A 17,614-nucleotide genomic window follows, 5' to 3' on the forward strand; every position below is an offset into this window, starting at 1 on the left:
GAAGCGGCGTTGCCGGGCGATCGTCACTTCATGACGGCTCTTCTCTCACGCTTCGGCACGGCGCTGGCGGGGTTCCTCGTGCTCCTCTCCTTCGGGGCCTTCGCCGAGAACTTCGCCAGTCCCGGCAACCTCTCCCTCATCCTCAAGGACACCGCCTTCCTCGCGGTACTGGCCATCGGCTTCACCCTGGCTCTGGCAACGGCGGAACTGGACCTTTCCATCGCCGACGTCGCGAGCCTGGCGGCGGTCGTGACGGGCGCGCTGATCCAGGGCGGCACGATGCCGGCGCTGGCCGTGCTGGCGGGCCTTGCCACCGGGCTGGGCGCCGGGCTGGTCAACGGCTTCGCGGTGACCGTCCTCGGCGTTCCCTCGCTGATCGCGACCCTGGGCACGGCGGCCGTCGCGCGCGGCTTCGGCTTCATGATCACGCAGGGCGTCGCCTTCGTCGGGCGCTGGCCGCGGGAGTTCACGGGGCTCGCGCGCGGCTCGCTGCTCGGCGTGTCGAACATGATCTGGTGGATGGCGGCGATCGGCCTGCTCGCCTGGGTCCTCCTGAAGCGCACGCGCACCGGCCTGCACATGCTGGCGACGGGTGAGGCCGACGAGGCGGCGCGGCTGGCAGGCATCCGCACACGGCGCATGAAGCGTCTGGGCCTAGTGCTCGCGGGCCTGCTGGCGGGCGTCACGGCGGTGCTGCTCGCGGCCAGCCTTTCCTCCGCCGCACCGAACATGGCCGGGGACCACTTCCTCTACGCCATCGCCGCGGTGCTGCTCGGCATGACGATGATCGAGCCGGGGCGGCCCAACATCCCTGGCACGCTCCTCGCCGCCTTCATGCTGAAGGCATTGGGCAACGGGCTGGTCCTGCTTGGCGCGCCCTATTACGCGCAGGATATCGCGCTCGGCGTCATCATCACGGGGTCGGTCGCGCTGTCCTCCACGGTGATGCGGCGCGCCGCCTTCACCAAGCGGCTGAACCTGCGCACAGCTGCCTGACACAATCTTAATGCGATCGGGAGACAGAACGCGATGCTGAGACGGGATCTGCTGGGCGCCTCCGCCGCCATGGTGGCCATGGCGGCGGGCCCGGCCGCGGCGCAGGCGCCGTTCGAGCTGGCGGTCATCGGCTTCCAGATGTCTTCCGAGACCCACGCCCGCGCCGCCAATGCGGCCGCCGCGGCGGCGCGGGCGAAGGGCTGGAACGTCACCCTGCTGAACTCCGAGGGCTCGCTGCCGAAGCACGCCGAGCAGTTCGACGCGCTGGTCCAGCGCAAGCCCGGCGGCATCGTCGTCTGCATGGGCAAGCCAACGGAGGCGGACGCGCAGTTCGCCGCCGCGGCCAAGGCGGGCATTCCGGTGATCACCATCATGTCCGGCTCCAGCCCCCACACGCTGTTCGACGTGGCGGTGAACGAGTACCAGGTCGGCGCCCAGGCGGCACTCTGGCTGCTCGGCCGCATGAACTACCGCGGCGCGCTGCTCACCGTGCGGTTCGAGGGGAACGCCGCCACCCGCATCCGCGGCAAGGTGCTGGACGTGGTGCTGTCGGAGAACCAGGCGGTCACCGTCCTCGGGCGCCATGCCATGGCCCGCACGGCAAGCTGGCAGGAGGACGTGCGCGCCGGCATGCAGGCGCTGCTGCTGCGTAACCGTGGCCGGTACGAGGGGATCTGGGCCTCCTTCGACGGGCAGGCCTATGTGGTGGACGACCTGCTGCAGGCACAGGGCGCGAAGAAGGGCGAGGTGTCCATCATCTCCGTCGATGGCGGCAAGGAGACCTATCGGCGGATCGCCGATCCCGAATCCACCCTGATGGCCACCGTGGCGATTCCCTTCGAGGAGATGGGCCGGCGCGCGACCGCCGCGATGGAGAGCATCGCTGTCCGCAAGCAGCCGGTGGCGAGCGTCACCGCTGGTCCCTACCTGCTGCTGGAGGCCGAGCTGGTCGACCAGTCCAACGTGGCCCGCTACCTCGCGCCATGAGCGAGGCGCTCCTTTCCCTTCGTGGCGTTCGCAAGACCTATGGCGCGGTGGAGGCCGTCCGCGGCGTCGATCTCGACATCCGGGCGGGAGAGGTGCTGGCGCTCTGCGGCGACAACGGGGCCGGTAAGTCCAGCCTCGTGAAGGTCGTCGCCGGCGCGCAGGTGGCGAGCAGCGGCACGATCACGCTGCGGGGGAGAGAGGTCGCCTTCCACTCGCCCGAGGACGCATTGCGCGGCGGGATCGCCACGATCTACCAGGACCTCGCCCTCGCGCCCCGCATGTCCATCGCCGAGAACGTCTTTCTCGGGAGCGAGCTGACGCGCGGGCCGCTGGGCCTGCCCTTCCCACGCCTGCTGGACCGGCGGCGGATGATGACGGAGGCACTGGGCTACCTCCAACGCCTCAACCCCGCGCTGACCGACATGGCGCGGCCCGTCGAGGGCCTGTCGGGTGGGCAGCGGCAAGCCGTCGCCATCGCGCGCGCGCTGCGCTGGAGGGCGGAGCTCGTGATCATGGACGAGCCCACGGCGGCGCTGGGCGTGCGCGAGACCGCGCAGGTCCTCGACCTGATCCGCCGCCTGCGCGGCGAGGGCAGGGCGGTGCTGCTGGTCAGCCACAGCATGGCCGATGTCTGCGCGGTGGCAACGCGGGTTGCGATCATGAAGGCCGGGCATAAAGTCATCGACCGGACGGTTGCAGGCCTCGATCCGGATATGCTCGCCCACATGATCATGACGGGGCAGGGGATGGAGGCGGCGCCGGCGGGCTGAGCGGCGCGTCAGGCCCAGCTCGACCGCCGCAGGAAGCGGCGTGGCGGCTCATTCCGCCACGAAGGACGGCGCCAAAGGCCCGGAGCGCGTTGGCGCTCCGGTCCCCGGCACCTTGGCGATAGCGGGCTTCCGCCCTGGCCGGAGCGGCGCCAACCCGGCGCGACGAGCACCGCCCCGAGCTGATCGAACCAATCCCCGATCAGCCCGCTTCGAACCGCACTGTCTCCGGCTCGGCGCTGCCAACCACCTGCCAGACCGTCACCGGCCCCGCGCTGTTGTTGCGGAACCAGTGCCGCCGCCCCGCCGGGTTCAGCACCAGGTCCCGCGGCCCGAGCTCCACTTCCACGGAAGCGCCGGCCTCGTCCTCCCATCCCACGGTCAGGCTGCCTTCCAGCACGAGGAAGGCGTCCTCCACGTCGCGCGCATAGGGCTTCACGCCCACGCCCACGGGAACGCCGAGCATCTCCTTGCGGCAGGTGTCGGATTCCACGCCGCCGCGCCCGACATAGACCTTGCGCGTGAAGCCCGCCGCGTCCCACAGCGTCGGCTGCTCGGAATGGCGGATGACGTAGCGCGCCATGTGCTGCTGCAACGGGTGCTCGCCCTTCGGGTCGAAGGGAACCGTCTTGCCCGGCGCCGCGCCGAAGCTCCGCGCCAGTTCCGGCGCCGTGTTCTTCGGGTGGTAGAGGTAGCGGGGCGGCAGCGGCTTGCCGACATCCACGCTGATGCTCATCAGCACCGGCTCGATCCCGTCGTTGCGAAAGCCGTGGCCGATGTCGCGGGCGTTGAGGATCATGTCCTTCGGCCCGAGGCGAACCTCGACGACCTCGCCGTCCTTTTCCCAGCCCACCGTCAGCACGCCGTCGATGATGAGGAAGCTCTCCTCGATCTCGTGCGCGTGGCAGGCGGCGTATTTCCCCACCGGCTTGTAGATGAGGCTGACCGTGAAATGCTCCGGCTTCAGCGTGGAGGCATCGCCCACCTTCGGCGACCCGCCCGCGCCGATGTAGCGCATCTGCGCGCGCTCCAGGTCCGCGAAGCCGCGGTTGCTGGGGAAGGCATCCCAGTCGAACACCTTGTCCACGTGCCGACCGACATGGGCGCGCAGATCGGCCTCGAGGCTCGAGGCAACAGGGGCGATGACGTTCATGCGGAGCCCTCCGGCTGGTCCCGGCCCGGTGCCGGTGAGCCGTTCCCCTAGCAGCTCTGGGTTTTAGCAGCTACACAGAGTTTTATGGGTAAACAACAGGCCCCCTCAGAGGATCGCTACCTCGTCCCCGGTCTCGCCCGTGGGTTGGAAGTTCTGCGCGCCTTCACCCCCGAGCGCCGCCGCATGACGCTGACCGAGATGGGCCAGGCTGTCGGCGTCACCCGCTCCGCCGTCTTCCGCATCGCCTACACGCTCGACCAGCTCGGCTTCCTCGCCTACGACCCGCGCACCCGCACCTACGCCCTCGGCCCGCAGGTGCTGCGCCTCGGCTACGGCTATCTCGCCTCGCGCGACCTCGTGGAGGTTGCCCTTCCGCAACTGGAAGCGCTCCGCGACCGCAGTGGCTGGTCCGCCCATCTCGGCGTGCTGGAGGGGAGGGAGGTCGTCTACCTCGCTCGCCTCCCCACCCGCCGCTCCCTCTCAAGCACCGTGCAGGTCGGCACTCGCCTGCCCGCCCATGCCACCACCATGGGCCGCGTCCTCCTCGCGGCCATGCCGCCCGATGACCTGCGCGCCCTCTACGCCGGCGCCGACCTCACGCCCCACGGCCCGAATACGCCCACCACCCTCGCGGCCCTCCTCGCTCAGGCAGCGCGCGACCGCGCCGCCGGCTTCGTGGCCCACGTCGCGGGGTTCGAGGCCGGCGTCGCCAGCATCGCTGCCCCGCTCCGCGACGTCAGCGGCGCGACGGTTGCCGCCATCAACCTCTCAACCGTCGCCCTCCTCACCTCGGAAGAGGATCTCCGCGGCCCGCTCGCCGCCGAGGTCACCGCCGCCGCCGCCCGCATCTCCCTCGCGCTCGGCCACACCGGCAGCGCGGCGCCCTGATCCGCCGGGCGCGCCGCTTGCCTGCACCCCCGCCACATCGAAACTGCCAAAGGCCTACGCTCGTGACCCACCAGCCCACCCGCCGCGCCGCCCTCCTCCTCGGCCTCGCCGCCCTGGCCGCCCGGCCGGCCTTCGCTGAAAGCTGGCCCACGCGCCCCGTCACCATCGTCGCCCCCTTCACCCCCGGCGGCCCCGTGGACGTGCTCGCGCGCGTCATCGCCCAGGGCATCCAGTCCGCCAGCGGCCAGCCGGCCGTCGTGGACAACCGCACGGGCGCCCAGGGCAACATCGGCATCGACGCCGTCCGCCGCGCCGCCCCCGACGGCAACACCCTCCTGCTGGTCCCCGCCGGCAACCTGACGATCAACCCGACGCTGATGAGCAACCTCACCTTCGACGTGGAGCGCGACTTCGGGCCCGTCAGCATGCTCGCCACGGCCCCGAACGTGATCGTCTGCGCGCCCAGCCTGCCCGTCCGCACGATCGCGGAGCTCGTCGCCTACGCGAAGTCGCGCCCCGAGGGCGTGACCTACGCCTCGCCCGGTGTCGGCAGTCAGCTCCACCTCGCGGGCGAACTCCTCGCCCAACGCGCCGGCATCTCCATGCTCCACGTCCCCTATCGTGGGTCCAGCCAAGCCCTCACCGACGTCGTCGCCGGCAACGTGCAACTCCTCTTCACCAACCTGCCCGCGGCGCTGGCGGCCATCCGCGGCGGTCAGGTTCGCGCCCTGGCGCTCACCACCGCCACCCGCTCCCCCACCGCGCCCGAAATTCCCACCCTTGAGGAACTCGGCCTCCCCGGCTTCGACATCACCTCCTGGTACGGCCTGCTCGCCCCGCGCGCGACGCCCGATGCCACCCTCGCTGCGATCTACGCCGCAATTCGCGCCGTGCTCCACGCCCCCGCCACCACCGCCAGCCTTGAGGCCCAGGGCCTGACCATCACTGACGAAGGGCTGGCCGAGTTCGGCGCCCGCATCCGCTGCGAGACCGCCACCTGGGCCGAGGTCATCCGCAGCCGGAACATCCAGTCCGGCCTCTGACCACCGGGACAGGGCTGCTGCACTGCACAACAATGCGGCGGCCCTGCCTAAGCCGCGCGCTTCCCACCACCGCTTGCCCGAAACAGCGGCGTCCCACCCCGAAAAACCTTTTGACGGGACTGGCGAAGCGTCCGATGCTCCAATTTATGAACGCTTCGTTCATATTTGAACGGATTGAATGGATGGATGCCCCTGTGTCGCAGAGCGCCCTCCCTGCCGAGCTGGCAGCCATCCCCGCCATGCAAGCTCTCCGCGGGCCCACCCCCCCCGCCGTCCTCCTCTTCGAGGGCGTGACCAAGCGCTTCGCCACCCGCACCGCCACCCCCTTCACCGCCGTGCAGGACCTCACCTTCGGCGTGAGAAAGGGTGAGTTCGTCTCGATCGTCGGCCCCTCCGGCTGCGGCAAGAGCACTGTCCTGAACATGACGGCCGGCCTCGACGGCCCGACCGAGGGCCGCGTCTCCCTCTCCGGCGAGGCTGTGACCGGCCCGAACAAGCACGTCGGCTTCATGCTCCAGAAGGACCTGCTCCTCCCCTGGCGCAGCATCGTCCGTAACGTGGAGTTCGGCCTCGAGGCCCGCGCCCTCAGCCGCGCCGAGCGCCGCGAGCGCGCACTTCGCGAACTCGCCCGCTGCCGCCTCTCGGACTTCGCGAACCACTATCCCTTCCAGCTCTCCGGCGGCATGCGCCAGCGCGCGGCCCTCGCGCGCACACTGGCTATCGAGCCCGACGTCGTGCTGCTCGACGAACCCTTCTCCGCCCTCGACGCCCAGACGAAGCTGCTGCTGCAACGCTCCTTCGCCCGCACCATCCACGATTCCGGCGTCACCGCGCTGCTCATCACCCACGACCTCGCCGAGGCCGTCGCCATGTCCGACCGCATCCTCGTCATGAGCGAGCGTCCGGGCCGCATCGTCGAGGAGATCGACCTCGACCTCCCGCACCGCGACGACCCCATCGCCCGCCAGGCGCTCCCGCGCGCCCGCGAGGCGATGACGCACCTCTTCCAGTCGCTCCACCTCGCAGAACGCGAGGAATAACCACCATGCACGACACCATCAGAGCCAAGGGGGAAGGGGCCATGCCCTTACTGACGAGACGCGCCACCGGGGCCGCCGCCCTGGGCCTTGCCACCGCCGCCCTGATCCGCCCCGCGCGGGCCGCGGAGAAGGTCACCTACCTCTTCCCCGCCCCCTCCTTCCTCCCGGCCTTCGTGCCCCACCACCTCGCCCAGAGCCGCGGCTTCTTCCGCGAGGAGGGCGTGGAAGTCGCCTACCAGCTCGGCCGCGGCGGCGCCGATGTCGCCAAGCAGGTCGCGCTCGGCAATGCCGAAATCGGCGGCGGCAGCGGCGACACCTCCATGATCGTGCGCGCGAACGGCCTGCCCGTGCGCGCCGTCGCCCTCCTCGGCGGCGGCTCGCTTTACCAGGTCGCCACCCGCAAGGACCGTAACATCAAGTCCCTCGCAGACCTGCGCGGCAAGAAGATCGGCGTCATCGCCTTCCAGGACACGGGCTACTACGCGCTACTCGGCGCGCTGGCCGGCAGCGGCATCCAGAAGAGCGACGTGCAGATCCAGGCCGTCGGCGCCGCCGGCATGGTGCAGCTCATGGTCGCCGGCAGCCTCGACGGCATCACCGCGACGCCGGACTGGGCCGACAACATCGAGACCGCCGGCACCGCCCTCGACTACCACGAGCTGGCCCAGGTCTTCCCCTCCATGGCGCAGGCCGTGCTGACCTCCGACCGCATGGCGCATGACCGCCCGGCCGCCGTGCGCGGCGTGGTGCGCGGCATCATGCGCGGCGTGAAGGCCTGCATGGACGACCCCGCCTCCGCCGCCCGCGACTTCTGCCGTGCCGTTCCCCAGCAGGCCGGCAAGGAGGCGGAGATCGAGCGCATCCTTCGCCGCTACGTCACCCAGGTCTACCCGCCGCGCCCCGGCACGGAGCTCGGCAAGTTCGACCCCCAGCGCCTGGCCCTCATCCAGAAGTCCTACATGGACAACGGCGTGATCCAGGAAGCCGTCCCGGTGCAGGACCTGTACAGCAATGAGTTCGTCTGAGACCGCCGCGCGGCCGGGCGTCGCGCCCGCCGTCGCACCCCTGGGCACCGAGGCCCCGCGCCTCTCCCTCGCCGGGCCCCTCGCGCTGCCCGCGATGACACTCCTTGTCGCCGTCGTCGTGCTGCTCGCCTGGCAGTACCTCCCACCCGCGCTCGGCGTGCCGAAATACATCATCCCGACCGTCACCGACATGGCCGCCGAGATGGGCCGCATGTGGCGGCAGGAGGACCTGCTCGGCCACATCGTCTCGACCGCCACCATGGCCACCATCGGCTTCGTCGCGGGCGGCCTCCTCGGCGCCGCCTGCGGCTACGGCCTCGGCCTCTCCCGCCTGTGGGAGCGCGTGCTGTCGCCCTACATCCTCGCGCTGCAGATCGCGCCCAAGGTCGCCTTCGCGCCGCTCTTCATCATGTGGTTCGGCTACAACGCCTGGCCGAAGCTCGTCGTCACCGTGCTGGTCGTCTTCTTCCCCATCCTGGTGAACGTGCTTCAGTCGATGAAGACCACCGACCGCGACCTGGTGAACCTCGCACGCGCCTACTCGATGACGCGCGCGCAGATCTTCTGGAAGGTCTACTTTCCCGCCTCCATGCCCAACCTCCTCGCGGGGCTGCGCATCGGTGCCACGCTCGCCGTGATCGGCGTGACGGTGGGCGAGTTGGTCGGCGGCGGCGTCGGCCTCGGCTATCTCATCACCTATGGCGAGGGACAGGCGAACACGTCGATGGTCTTCAACGCCATCGTCCTCCTCACGGTGATCGGCATCGTCCTCTACTGGGCCGTTGCCGCCGCCGAGGCGCGTATCCTTCACTACGTCCCGCGGATCAGCCAGTGAGCGAAAGCGCGCTCACAACGGGCAGCCTCGCGGGACGCACGATCGTCGTCACCGGCGCCGCGCGCGGCGTCGGCCACGCCATCGCGCTCGCCTGCGCCCGCGTCGGCGCCCGCCTCGTGCTGGCCGACATCCTGGCGGACCGCCTCGCCGAGACCGCCGCCGCCATGACGGCGCAGGGATACAACCTCCGCGCCCTCCCGCTCGACCTCGCCGACCCTGCCTCCATCGAGGGTTTCGCCGCCGACATCGCCGCCCACGAGGGCACGGTCCAAGGCCTCGTCAACAACGCGGCCATAGCGACCGGCATCGGCGGTCCCGAATTCGACGCCATCGAGATCGACACCTGGGACCGCGTGATGCGCGTGAACGTTCGCGGCACCTGGCTCGTCACCCGCGCCATGGTCCCGCTGATGCAGGCGGGTGGGGAGGGGGGCCGTATCGTCAACCTCGCCTCCGACACCGCCCTGTGGGGCGCCCCGCGCCTCCTGGCCTACACGGCCAGCAAGGGCGCGGTCATGTCCATGACCCGCTCCCTCTCGCGCGAGCTCGGCCCGCGCGGCATCGGCATCTCCTGCATCGCCCCCGGCATCATGCGCTGCGAGGCGACGGACTACGTTCCCCCCGAGCGCCACCGCCTCTACGAGACCGGCCGCGCCGTGCCCGGCCCGCAGGTGCCCGAGGACATCACCGACACCGTCCTCTTCCTCCTCACCCCCGGCGCGCTGGCCGTCACCGGCCAGACCATCCCGGTCGATGCGGGCTTCGTCTTCACATGACCACCACCGAGACCGTCGCCGGCATCACGCTCCACCGCAACAGGGGAGAGGGCACCCCCCTCGTCCTCCTGCACGGCATCGGCAGCAACGCGGAGAGCTGGGCGCCGCTCATGGCCGTCCTCCCGCCCGGCCTCGACGTCATCGCCTGGGACGCCCCCGGCTACGGCACCTCCGCCCCCGTCGAGCCGGAATCCCCCACCCCCAGCGACTATGCCGCCGCCCTCCTTCGCGTGCTGGACACGCTCGGCCACGCCCGCGTGCGCCTGATGGGCCATTCCCTCGGCAGCCTCTTCGCCGGCCGCTTCGCCGCCCTCCACCCCGATCGCGTCGAGCGCCTCGCGCTGCTCTCCCCCGCCCTCGGCTACGGCGTCACCGCCGGTCCGCTGCCCGCCAACGTCCAGGCGCGCATCGACGACCTCACGGCCCTTGGCCCGCAGGACTTCGCCGCCCGCCGCGCCGCCCGCCTGGTTTACGATCCCGAGAACCGCCCGACGGTGATGGAGGGCGTCCGCCGCTCCATGGCCGCCGTGAACCCGCCCGGCTACGCCCAGGCCGTCCACGCCCTCGGCGCCGGCGACCTCCTGGCCGACGCGCCGAAGCTCACCATGCCCACCCTCGTCGCCACGGGCCTGGAGGACGTCGTCACCCCGCCCGACAACGCCCGCCGCCTGCACGCGGCGCTGCCCAACCCCCTCCGCCTCGCCGAGCTTCCCGCCGCCGGCCATGCCATGCCGCAGGAATTCCCGCGCGAGCTGGCCGCCATCCTCGCGGAGACCCTCCTTGCCTGACGCCGAGGCGGAGGACTCCGCCTATCTCTCCCCTCCCGTCCAGCGCGCCGCCCGCCTCCTCCGCCACATTGCGGAGGGCGACACAGTCACGAACATGGCGGCCACCGCGCGCGCGCTCGGCATCAACCGCACCACCCTGCTGCGCCTGCTGACCACGCTGGAGGCCGAGCGCTTCATCGAGCCGATTGGCCCCAACGCCGGCTGGCGCATCGGCCTTGGCCTCATCGGCATGGCCGCCCAGGCCTTTTTCTCCCAGGACCTCGTGCAGACCGCCGTGCCCTGCATCGCGCGCCTCGCCGACACGACCGACCTCTCCGCCCATCTCGGCGTGCTTGACGGCGTGGACATCGTCTACGTCCTCCGCCGCACGCCCGAGCACGGCCGCTACGTCAGCAACATCCGGGTCGGCAGCCGCCTGCCCGCCCACGCCGCCGTCATGGGCCGCATCATCCTCGCCCATATGCCACCGGATACCGTGCAGCGCCTCTTTGCCGGCGCGCCGCTGCAGGCCACCACGCCGCACACCCCCGTCACGATGGAGCAGCTCGCCGAGCGCCTGGCCGCCGACCGCGCCGCCGGCCTCGCCTGGAGCGACGGCTTCTTCGAGGCCGGCATTTCCTCCGTCGCCGCCGCCATCTTCGACGCATCAGGTGCGCCCATCGCCGCCATCAACGTCAGCGGCCAGACCGCCTCCTTCGACGGTCCCGCCCGCCGCGAGCGCATCGGCCGCGCCGTCGCCGAGACCGCCGAGGAAATCTCGCGCCGCCTCGGCTGGGCCGGCCCGGCCCGTCACCAGAACCCCCCGAGATTAGAGGTGGTCGCATGACCCAGAAGATCGGCCCCGACTTCATGCGCGGCATCGCCATGCGCGCCCCCGGCGTCACTGCCACCCGCGGCTTCTACGAGAAGAGCTGGGGCCTCCGCACCGTCGCGGAGGGCAATGACGGCACCTTCTACCTTCGCGGCACCGGCTCCGAGTACTGGATCTACGCCTTGCGCGAGGACCGTGACTTCGGCATCGACTACATCAACTTCGGCATGAACAGCCGCGCCCGCGTGGACGCCCTCCACGCCCAGCTCAGCGGTGCCGGCATCTCCACCACCGCCCCCGCCGAACTCTCCACCCCCGGCGGCGGCTACGGCTTCACCACCCTCGACCCCGAGGGCCGGCGCCTCCGCTTCTCCGCCGACGTCGCCCGCCACACCGACACGGATGACGAGCGCGCCCTGCCACGCAAGGTCTCCCACGTCGTGCTCAACACCCCCGTGATGGACGCGACCTCCGCCTGGTACCAGGAGCACCTCAACTTCCGCATCACCGACTACTCCGCGGACATGATGGTCTTCCTCCGCTGCGCGACCGACGAGGCCTTCAGCGACCATCACTGCCTCGCCCTCAACCGCGCGCAATACCCCTCGGCCAACCACGTCGCCTTCGAGATGCCCTCGATCGACAGCTTCATGCGGGGCATCGGCCGCATGAAGCAGAACGGCCAGGCCCCTTCCTGGGGCCCCGGCCGCCACGGTCCCGGCAACAACCCCTTCGCCTATTTCGTCTCCCCCTCCGGCTTCGTCATCGAATTCACGTCGGAGGTCCACAAGGTCGAGGAAGCCACTCACGCCCCCGAGGTCTGGCCGCGCGACGTGCCGGAGAAGATGGATACCTGGATGACCGCCGGCCCGCCCACGCCCGCCATGCGCACCGTCATGGCCGGCCGCCCGGACGCTGGCTGGCAGTCGGCGGGCTGATCCGATGAATCTCGGCTACGCGGGCCGCATCGCCGTCGTCACCGGCGGCACCTCCGGCATCGGCCTCGAGACCGCCCGCCTCCTGCTGGAGGAGGGCGCCCGCGTCGCCATTTGCGGCCGCGACCCCGGCCGCCTGGAGGCCGCCCGCGCCCAGCTCGGCGGCGGCGACAACCTCCTTGTCCAGCCCTGCGACGTCCTGAACCGGGAACAGGTCACCGCCTTCGCGCAGGCCGTCGCGGAGTGGGGCGGCGGCGCGCTCGACCTGCTCGTGAACAACGCCGGCCAGGGCCGCGTCTCCACCTTCGCCGAAACCACCGACGACGCCTGGCATGAGGAACTCGAACTAAAGTTCTTCTCCCAGATCACCCCGCTCCGCGCCTTCCGCCCGCTGCTGGATCGCGCGGAAGCGCCCGCCGTCGTCGGCGTGAACTCCCTTCTCGCGCTTCAGCCCGAAGCCCACATGGTCTGCACGTCAGCGGCGCGGGCCGGCGTGCAGAGCCTGCTGAAGTCGCTGGCGACCGAGTTCGCGCCCCATATCCGCGTGAACTCCATCCTCCTCGGACTCGTGGATTCCGGCCAGTGGCAGCGCCGCTTCGCCGCGCGCGCGGATCAGGCCCAGACCCGCGAGGAATGGTACGGCGACCTCGCGCGCAAGAAGGGCATCCCGCTCGGCCGCCTCGGCCGCCCGGAGGAGCCCGCCCGCGCCATCCTCTTCCTCGGCTCGCCCGCGGCGAGCTACGTCACCGGCGCCAGCCTGGAGGTTTCCGGCGGCGTGTCGCGGCACATTTGACGGACACGGTCATGGACAACCTCACCCCCGCCGCCGCCCGGACCACCACCGAGGAACCGGTCGGCGACCTCATCGCCCGCGCCCTCGCGGATATCGGCGTCACGACCGTCTTCGGCGTCATCTCCATCCACAACATGCCGATCCTTGACGCCATCGCGCGCCAGGGCCGCATCCGCTTCGTCCCCGCCCGCGGCGAGGCCGGCGCGATGAACATGGCCGACGCCCACGCCCGCGTCTCGCGCTCCCTCGGCGTCGTCGTCACCTCCACCGGAACCGGCGCCGGCAATGCCGCCGGATCGCAGGTGGAGGCGCTGACCGCCGGCTCCCCCGTCCTGCACATCACGGCCACCGTGGACCGCGCCTTCATGGACCGCGACCGCGCGGCGATCCACGACGTGCCCCGCCAGCCCGACATGCTGAAGGCCATCAGCAAGGCCTATCTCCGCGCCTGGGAACCCTCCGGCGCCGTGGACACGCTCCTCGCCGCCGCCCGCGCGGCCCTGACCGCCCCCTCCGGCCCCGTCACGCTGGAAATCCCCGTGGACGTGCAGCGCGTGAAGGTCCCCGGCCGCGCGCTCCCCGCCAGCCTCCACATCGCCCCCGCCCAGTCAGACCCGGCGCAACTGGACGCCCTCGCCGAACTCGTCCTCCGCGCCGAGCGCCCCATGCTCTGGCTCGGCGGCGGCGCCCGCCACGCCTCTGCGGCGGCCACCGAACTCGTCAACCGCGGCTTCGCCGCCGTCACCAGCACCCAGGGCCGCGCAACCGTCCCCGAGGACCACCCCCGCTCCCTCGGCGCCTTCAACATGACGCCCCAGGCGCAGTCCCTCTACGACCGCGCCGACCTTATGATCGCGGTGGGCACCCGCTTCCGTGGCAACGAGACGCGCAACAACGCCATGCCCCTGCCGCGCCCGCTCGTGCAGGTGGACGCCGACCCCACCCAGGCCAGCCGCAACTACCCCGTGGACATGTTCATCGCCGGCGACGCCCGCCTCGTCCTCGAAGGCCTCGTAGCCCGCCTGCCCGCCACCCTCGCGACCGACGCCAACTTCCTCCACGACATCTCCATCGCCCGCGCCGCCTCGGAAGGCGTCCTCCGCGGCGCCCTCGGCCCCTACCAGGTAGTCGCCGACGCCCTGCTCGCCCGCGTCCCCGCCGGCCGCCACCCCTTCGTGCGCGACGTCACCCTCTCCAACTCCACCTTCGGTAATCGCTACGTGCAGGTCGCCGCCCCGCATCTCGGCGTCCACGCCCTCGGCGGCGGCATCGGCCAGGGCATCGCCATGGCCATCGGCGCCGCACTTGCCGGCGAGCCCGCCAAGACCCTCGCCCTCGTCGGCGACGGCGGCGCCATGCTCATGATCGGCGAGCTCGCGACGGCCGCCGACATCGGCGCCAACATGGTCGTGATCCTCATGAACGACGGCGGCTACGGCGTCATCCGCAACATCCAAGACGCCCAGTACAACGGCCGCCGCCACTACGCCGACCTGCTGACGCCCGATTTCTCGCTTCTCTGCGCCTCCATCCGCCTGCCGCACGAGAAGGTCTCCCGCATCGACGCCTTCGAGGCCGCCCTCGACCGCGCTCTCTCGATCAACGGCCCCTGCGTGCTTGAGGTTGACATGACGAGCATCGGCCCCTTCGCCGAGAGCTTCGCCGGTCCGCCCGCCGGCGCCGCGGGAAGCGTGCGCTGATGAACGCCATCGGCAAGATCGGCATCGAGGAGGTCGGCCTCCCCGACGCCCGCATCCTGATCGGCGGCACCTGGCGGGAGGGCAGGGGAGGGGAGATCACCTCGATCTACCCCGCCGACCGCTCCACCAACATGACCCTCCGCGGCGCCTCCGCCGAGGACGTGGAGGAAGCGATTGACCGCGCACAACAGGCCGCCGCCGACCCCGCCTGGCGCAACCTCCTCCCCCACCAGCGTGCCGCCCTGCTGCACCGCATCTCCGACGGCATCACCCGCCACGCCGAGCGCATCGCCCAGGTCCAGAGCCGCGACACCGGCAAGACGCTGGCCGAAACCAGCGCCCTCGCCGCCAGCGCCGCCGGCACCTTCCGCTACTTCGCGGCCGTGCTGGAGACGGAGGAGGAGGCGCTCACCCCCTCCCGCGGCAACTACCTGACGATGTCTGTCCACGAGCCCATCGGCGTGGTCGCCGGCATCACCCCCTGGAACTCCCCCATCGCCTCGGACGCGCAGAAGCTCGCCCCCGCGCTCGCCGCCGGCAACGCGGTGCTGATGAAGCCTGCCTCCTGGAGCCCCCTCGTCTCCCTCGTCCTCGCCCGCATCTGCGAGGAAGCGGGCCTTCCCCCCGGCCTCCTCTCCGTCCTCCCCGGCCGCGGCGACATCGTGGGCGACCTGCTCGTCACCCATCCCGCCATCGGCAAGGTCAGCTTCACCGGCGGCACCGAGGTCGGGCGCGGCATCGCCCGCAAGGCCGCCGAGAAGCTCATGCCCGTCTCCCTCGAACTCGGCGGCAAGTCCCCCACCATCGTCTTCGAGGACGCCGACCTCGACACGGCCGTCGCCGGCATCATGTTCGGCATCTTCTCCTCCACCGGCCAGTCCTGCATCGCCGGCTCGCGCCTGCTGGTCCAGCGCGCCGTCCACGACCGCTTCCTCGACCTCCTCGTCCGCCGCACGAAGGCGCTCCGCGTCGGCCACCCCGCCGATCCCGCCACCCAGGTCGCCCCGATGATCCGCGACCCCCACCGCGACAGCGTGGAGCGCGCCATCGCCGCCGCCGTCGCCGAGGGCGGCACGATCCTCTGCGGCGGGACCCGCCCCGAGGGCGCCGACTACGACGCCGGCATCTACCTCCTGCCCACCATCATCGCCGGCCTGCCGAACAGCGCCCGCACCTGCCAGGAGGAGATCTTCGGCCCTGTCCTCCACGTCCAGCCCTTCGACACGGAGGAGGAGGCCATCGCCCTCTCCAACGAGAGCAGCTACGGCCTCGCCTGCGGCATCTGGACCGGTGATTTCCGCCGCGCCTGGCGCGTCGGCCGGGGAGTTGGCACCGGCACGGTCTGGGTGAACACCTACAAGCAGTTCTCGATCTCCACCCCCTTCGGCGGGATCAAGGACAGCGGCCTCGGGCGCGAGAAGGGCCGCCAGGGCCTGCGCGCCTGGACGCAGCAGAAATCCTTCTACATCGACACCTCGGCCCAGCCGCATCCCTGGGCAGGACTGGCCCCATGAACGCCATCTCGACAAGCGCGGCGGCCACCACCTTCACTGCCCTCCTCCGCCGCATGACCTACGAGGCCCCCGGCGTCCTCTCGCTGGACTTCGAGGCCGAGGACGGGCGCGAGCTGCCGCCATTCGAGCCCGGCGCCCATATCGACCTGCACCTGCCCGACGGCACGATCCGCCAGTACTCCCTCTGCGGCGACCCGGCGGAGCGCGGCCACTATCGCATCGCCGTCCGCGACGTGAAGGGCGGCCGCGCCTCCCGCTTCATCCACCGCGGGGAACTTCGGCCGGGCGTCACCGTCACCCTCGGCATCCCCCGCAACAACTTCGCGTTCGAGCCCGCCTCGAACTATCTCTTCGTCGCTGGCGGAATCGGCATCACGCCGCTCCTGCCGATGATGCGCGCCGCCACGGCCGCGGGCGCCCCCTGGTCCCTCCTCCTCTGCGCCCCCCGCACCGCCGACGCCCCTTTCCTGCGCGAGGCCCGCGCCCTCGCCGCCAGCAACGGCCTCGGCGAGGTCTCCGTCCACGCGAGCACCGAAGGCACGCGCCTCGACGTCGCCGCCCACCTCCGCGATGCCCGCCCCGACACCCTCCTCTACTGCTGTGGCCCCGAGCCCCTGATGCTCGCGGTCGAGCAGGCCACCGCCGCCTGGCCCGAGGGAACCGTCCGCTTCGAGTGGTTCACCGCCCGCGCCCGCCCCGAGGGCGAGACGGCCGACACCTTCGAGGTCGAGTGCGCCGGGCGCGGCCTCACCCTCACCGTCCCGTCCGACCGCTCCATCCTCCAGGTGCTGAACGACGCCGGCCTCGACGTTCCCCACTCCTGCGAGCAGGGCATCTGCGGCACCTGCGAGGTCGCGGTTCTGGAGGGCGAGGTGGACCACCGCGACAGCATCCTCTCCGCCGCCGAGCGCGTCTCGAACTCCACGATGATGTGCTGCGTCTCCCGCGCCAAATCCCCCCGCCTGGTGCTCGACCTGTGACCGCCGCCCCCGACGAGCCGAAGATCATGCTCACGATCTTCCTCAAGCATGACCAGTCCCAGAACATCGACAGCATCCAAGGCACGCTCGCCGAGCGCGCCTGGTGGGAGCGCTTCCCGCCCGAGGGCTGCGAGATCGTCTCCTGGACCGTCGCCATGGGCCTCGGCCAGATCGTGACGCTCCGCTTACCGCCCGCCCTGCTGAACCGCGTCAACATCGAGATCGAGCGCTCCGCCTGGGGCGTTTTCTCCACCGAATTCTTCCCCACCTACGACTTCGTGCCGGTGCGGGAGCGCCTGACGCGCGAGTGGAAAGCGAAGAGAGAGGAAAAGGCACCATGAGCCAGACGGTGAGCAACACCTACGTGTTCCCCTATCTTGAGGCGCGCCAGACCCTCACGCGCCCCGTCACCGACTGGGAATCCGACCTCGCCGACACGATCGAGGCCGCCTTCGCCAAGGGCAACTACGAGCTGGAAGACCTCGTCGCCGCCCTCAACCGTTCCCGCGTCCGCCCGCCGACCGGCGGCGCCTGGACCGCCGAGGGCTTCAAAGCCCTCATCCACGAGCTGGGAGCCTGACAC

At 71.2% G+C, this 17,614-nt stretch carries 19 protein-coding genes; 18 read left to right on the forward strand and 1 reads right to left on the reverse strand.

The genetic code is table 11. From position 1 onward, the window contains the following. Positions 1 to 30 precede the first annotated feature (30 nt). The 3 genes from D9599_RS06845 to D9599_RS06855 are packed head-to-tail and all read left to right on the forward strand — an operon-like array spanning position 31 to position 2,753. Positions 31 to 996, forward strand: a complete 966-nt coding sequence (locus tag D9599_RS06845) for an ABC transporter permease (protein WP_198380480.1) — start codon at positions 31 to 33, stop codon at positions 994 to 996. A 33-nt stretch (positions 997 to 1,029) separates the two neighbouring features. Next, entirely contained in the window at positions 1,030 to 1,983 is a 954-nt protein-coding gene (locus D9599_RS06850; RefSeq protein WP_198380481.1) for a substrate-binding domain-containing protein, read from the forward strand. Next, complete coding sequence (locus tag D9599_RS06855) at positions 1,980 to 2,753, forward strand: ATP-binding cassette domain-containing protein (RefSeq protein WP_198380482.1); 774 nt, start codon at positions 1,980 to 1,982, stop codon at positions 2,751 to 2,753. Before D9599_RS06850 ends, D9599_RS06855 begins: the two co-directional genes overlap by 4 nt. 199 nt (positions 2,754 to 2,952) lie before the next feature. Here the strand turns inward: D9599_RS06855 and D9599_RS06860 are convergent, their stop codons facing one another. Next, positions 2,953 to 3,903: a cupin domain-containing protein gene (locus D9599_RS06860; protein ID WP_198380483.1), complete on the reverse strand. Its 951-nt coding sequence runs from the start codon at positions 3,901 to 3,903 to the stop codon at positions 2,953 to 2,955. Between the two features lie 84 nt (positions 3,904 to 3,987). On the opposite strand from D9599_RS06860, the gene D9599_RS06865 reads away from it, so the two are divergent. The 15 genes from D9599_RS06865 to D9599_RS06935 all read left to right on the forward strand — a co-directional run bounded on the left by D9599_RS06865 (position 3,988) and on the right by D9599_RS06935 (position 17,611). After that, the gene (locus tag D9599_RS06865) at positions 3,988 to 4,791 is read left to right on the forward strand and encodes an IclR family transcriptional regulator (protein ID WP_198380484.1); all 804 of its coding nucleotides are present in this window, start codon (positions 3,988 to 3,990) and stop codon (positions 4,789 to 4,791) included. A gap of 62 nt (positions 4,792 to 4,853) precedes the next feature. Then, positions 4,854 to 5,834, forward strand: a complete 981-nt coding sequence (locus D9599_RS06870; protein ID WP_198380485.1) for a tripartite tricarboxylate transporter substrate binding protein — start codon at positions 4,854 to 4,856, stop codon at positions 5,832 to 5,834. 182 nt (positions 5,835 to 6,016) lie between these two features. Further along, positions 6,017 to 6,874 (forward strand): ABC transporter ATP-binding protein, encoded by an 858-nt coding sequence (locus D9599_RS06875; protein WP_232480238.1) that lies wholly within the window; start codon positions 6,017 to 6,019, stop codon positions 6,872 to 6,874. Positions 6,875 to 6,879: 5 nt separating this feature from the next. Beyond that, the gene (locus D9599_RS06880) at positions 6,880 to 7,899 is read left to right on the forward strand and encodes an ABC transporter substrate-binding protein (RefSeq protein ID WP_198380486.1); all 1,020 of its coding nucleotides are present in this window, start codon (positions 6,880 to 6,882) and stop codon (positions 7,897 to 7,899) included. Beyond that, positions 7,886 to 8,734: an ABC transporter permease gene (locus D9599_RS06885; protein WP_198380487.1), complete on the forward strand. Its 849-nt coding sequence runs from the start codon at positions 7,886 to 7,888 to the stop codon at positions 8,732 to 8,734. Before D9599_RS06880 ends, D9599_RS06885 begins: the two co-directional genes overlap by 14 nt. Then, a complete protein-coding gene (locus tag D9599_RS06890) occupies positions 8,731 to 9,510 on the forward strand; it encodes an SDR family oxidoreductase (protein ID WP_198380488.1) in 780 nt (259 codons plus the stop codon). Before D9599_RS06885 ends, D9599_RS06890 begins: the two co-directional genes overlap by 4 nt. Continuing rightward, positions 9,507 to 10,298: an alpha/beta fold hydrolase gene (locus D9599_RS06895; RefSeq protein WP_198380489.1), complete on the forward strand. Its 792-nt coding sequence runs from the start codon at positions 9,507 to 9,509 to the stop codon at positions 10,296 to 10,298. Before D9599_RS06890 ends, D9599_RS06895 begins: the two co-directional genes overlap by 4 nt. Continuing rightward, entirely contained in the window at positions 10,291 to 11,124 is an 834-nt protein-coding gene (locus D9599_RS06900) for an IclR family transcriptional regulator (protein ID WP_198380490.1), read from the forward strand. The genes D9599_RS06895 and D9599_RS06900 overlap by 8 nt, the downstream gene beginning before the upstream one ends. After that, on the forward strand, positions 11,121 to 12,047 hold the full coding sequence (locus D9599_RS06905; protein WP_198380491.1) for a VOC family protein: 927 nt from the start codon (positions 11,121 to 11,123) through the stop codon (positions 12,045 to 12,047). The genes D9599_RS06900 and D9599_RS06905 overlap by 4 nt, the downstream gene beginning before the upstream one ends. Before the next feature lie 4 nt (positions 12,048 to 12,051). Continuing rightward, positions 12,052 to 12,837, forward strand: coding sequence for an SDR family oxidoreductase (locus D9599_RS06910; RefSeq protein ID WP_198380492.1), 786 nt, complete (start codon positions 12,052 to 12,054; stop codon positions 12,835 to 12,837). 11 nt (positions 12,838 to 12,848) lie between these two features. After that, a complete protein-coding gene (locus D9599_RS06915; RefSeq protein WP_198380493.1) occupies positions 12,849 to 14,537 on the forward strand; it encodes a thiamine pyrophosphate-binding protein in 1,689 nt (562 codons plus the stop codon). Further along, positions 14,537 to 16,051, forward strand: coding sequence for an aldehyde dehydrogenase (locus D9599_RS06920; RefSeq protein WP_198380494.1), 1,515 nt, complete (start codon positions 14,537 to 14,539; stop codon positions 16,049 to 16,051). Before D9599_RS06915 ends, D9599_RS06920 begins: the two co-directional genes overlap by 1 nt. Next, complete coding sequence (locus D9599_RS06925; protein ID WP_232480239.1) at positions 16,048 to 17,031, forward strand: PDR/VanB family oxidoreductase; 984 nt, start codon at positions 16,048 to 16,050, stop codon at positions 17,029 to 17,031. Before D9599_RS06920 ends, D9599_RS06925 begins: the two co-directional genes overlap by 4 nt. Continuing rightward, positions 17,028 to 17,372 carry a hypothetical protein gene (locus tag D9599_RS06930; protein ID WP_255531542.1) on the forward strand — a complete coding sequence of 115 codons (345 nt, stop codon included), beginning with the start codon at positions 17,028 to 17,030 and terminating at the stop codon, positions 17,370 to 17,372. Before D9599_RS06925 ends, D9599_RS06930 begins: the two co-directional genes overlap by 4 nt. Further along, positions 17,369 to 17,611 carry a recombinase-like helix-turn-helix domain-containing protein gene (locus tag D9599_RS06935; RefSeq protein WP_198380495.1) on the forward strand — a complete coding sequence of 81 codons (243 nt, stop codon included), beginning with the start codon at positions 17,369 to 17,371 and terminating at the stop codon, positions 17,609 to 17,611. Before D9599_RS06930 ends, D9599_RS06935 begins: the two co-directional genes overlap by 4 nt. Positions 17,612 to 17,614 lie beyond the last annotated feature (3 nt).

Origin of the sequence: Roseomonas sp. KE2513, assembly GCF_016107305.1 — a bacterium.
Classification (GTDB): Bacteria; Pseudomonadota; Alphaproteobacteria; order Acetobacterales; family Acetobacteraceae; genus Roseomonas.

Coding starts and splice junctions, on each gene's coding strand:
- D9599_RS06885 (WP_198380487.1), top strand. CDS start 7,886: ATGAGTTCGTCTGAGACCGCCGCGCGGCCGGGCGTCGCGCCCGCCGTC.
- D9599_RS06915 (WP_198380493.1), top strand. CDS start 12,849: ATGGACAACCTCACCCCCGCCGCCGCCCGGACCACCACCGAGGAACCG.
- D9599_RS06855 (WP_198380482.1), top strand. CDS start 1,980: ATGAGCGAGGCGCTCCTTTCCCTTCGTGGCGTTCGCAAGACCTATGGC.
- D9599_RS06845 (WP_198380480.1), top strand. CDS start 31: ATGACGGCTCTTCTCTCACGCTTCGGCACGGCGCTGGCGGGGTTCCTC.
- D9599_RS06865 (WP_198380484.1), top strand. CDS start 3,988: ATGGGTAAACAACAGGCCCCCTCAGAGGATCGCTACCTCGTCCCCGGT.
- D9599_RS06935 (WP_198380495.1), top strand. CDS start 17,369: ATGAGCCAGACGGTGAGCAACACCTACGTGTTCCCCTATCTTGAGGCG.
- D9599_RS06880 (WP_198380486.1), top strand. CDS start 6,880: ATGCACGACACCATCAGAGCCAAGGGGGAAGGGGCCATGCCCTTACTG.
- D9599_RS06910 (WP_198380492.1), top strand. CDS start 12,052: ATGAATCTCGGCTACGCGGGCCGCATCGCCGTCGTCACCGGCGGCACC.
- D9599_RS06895 (WP_198380489.1), top strand. CDS start 9,507: ATGACCACCACCGAGACCGTCGCCGGCATCACGCTCCACCGCAACAGG.
- D9599_RS06925 (WP_232480239.1), top strand. CDS start 16,048: ATGAACGCCATCTCGACAAGCGCGGCGGCCACCACCTTCACTGCCCTC.
- D9599_RS06875 (WP_232480238.1), top strand. CDS start 6,017: ATGGATGCCCCTGTGTCGCAGAGCGCCCTCCCTGCCGAGCTGGCAGCC.
- D9599_RS06860 (WP_198380483.1), bottom strand. CDS start 3,903: ATGAACGTCATCGCCCCTGTTGCCTCGAGCCTCGAGGCCGATCTGCGC.
- D9599_RS06905 (WP_198380491.1), top strand. CDS start 11,121: ATGACCCAGAAGATCGGCCCCGACTTCATGCGCGGCATCGCCATGCGC.
- D9599_RS06920 (WP_198380494.1), top strand. CDS start 14,537: ATGAACGCCATCGGCAAGATCGGCATCGAGGAGGTCGGCCTCCCCGAC.
- D9599_RS06850 (WP_198380481.1), top strand. CDS start 1,030: ATGCTGAGACGGGATCTGCTGGGCGCCTCCGCCGCCATGGTGGCCATG.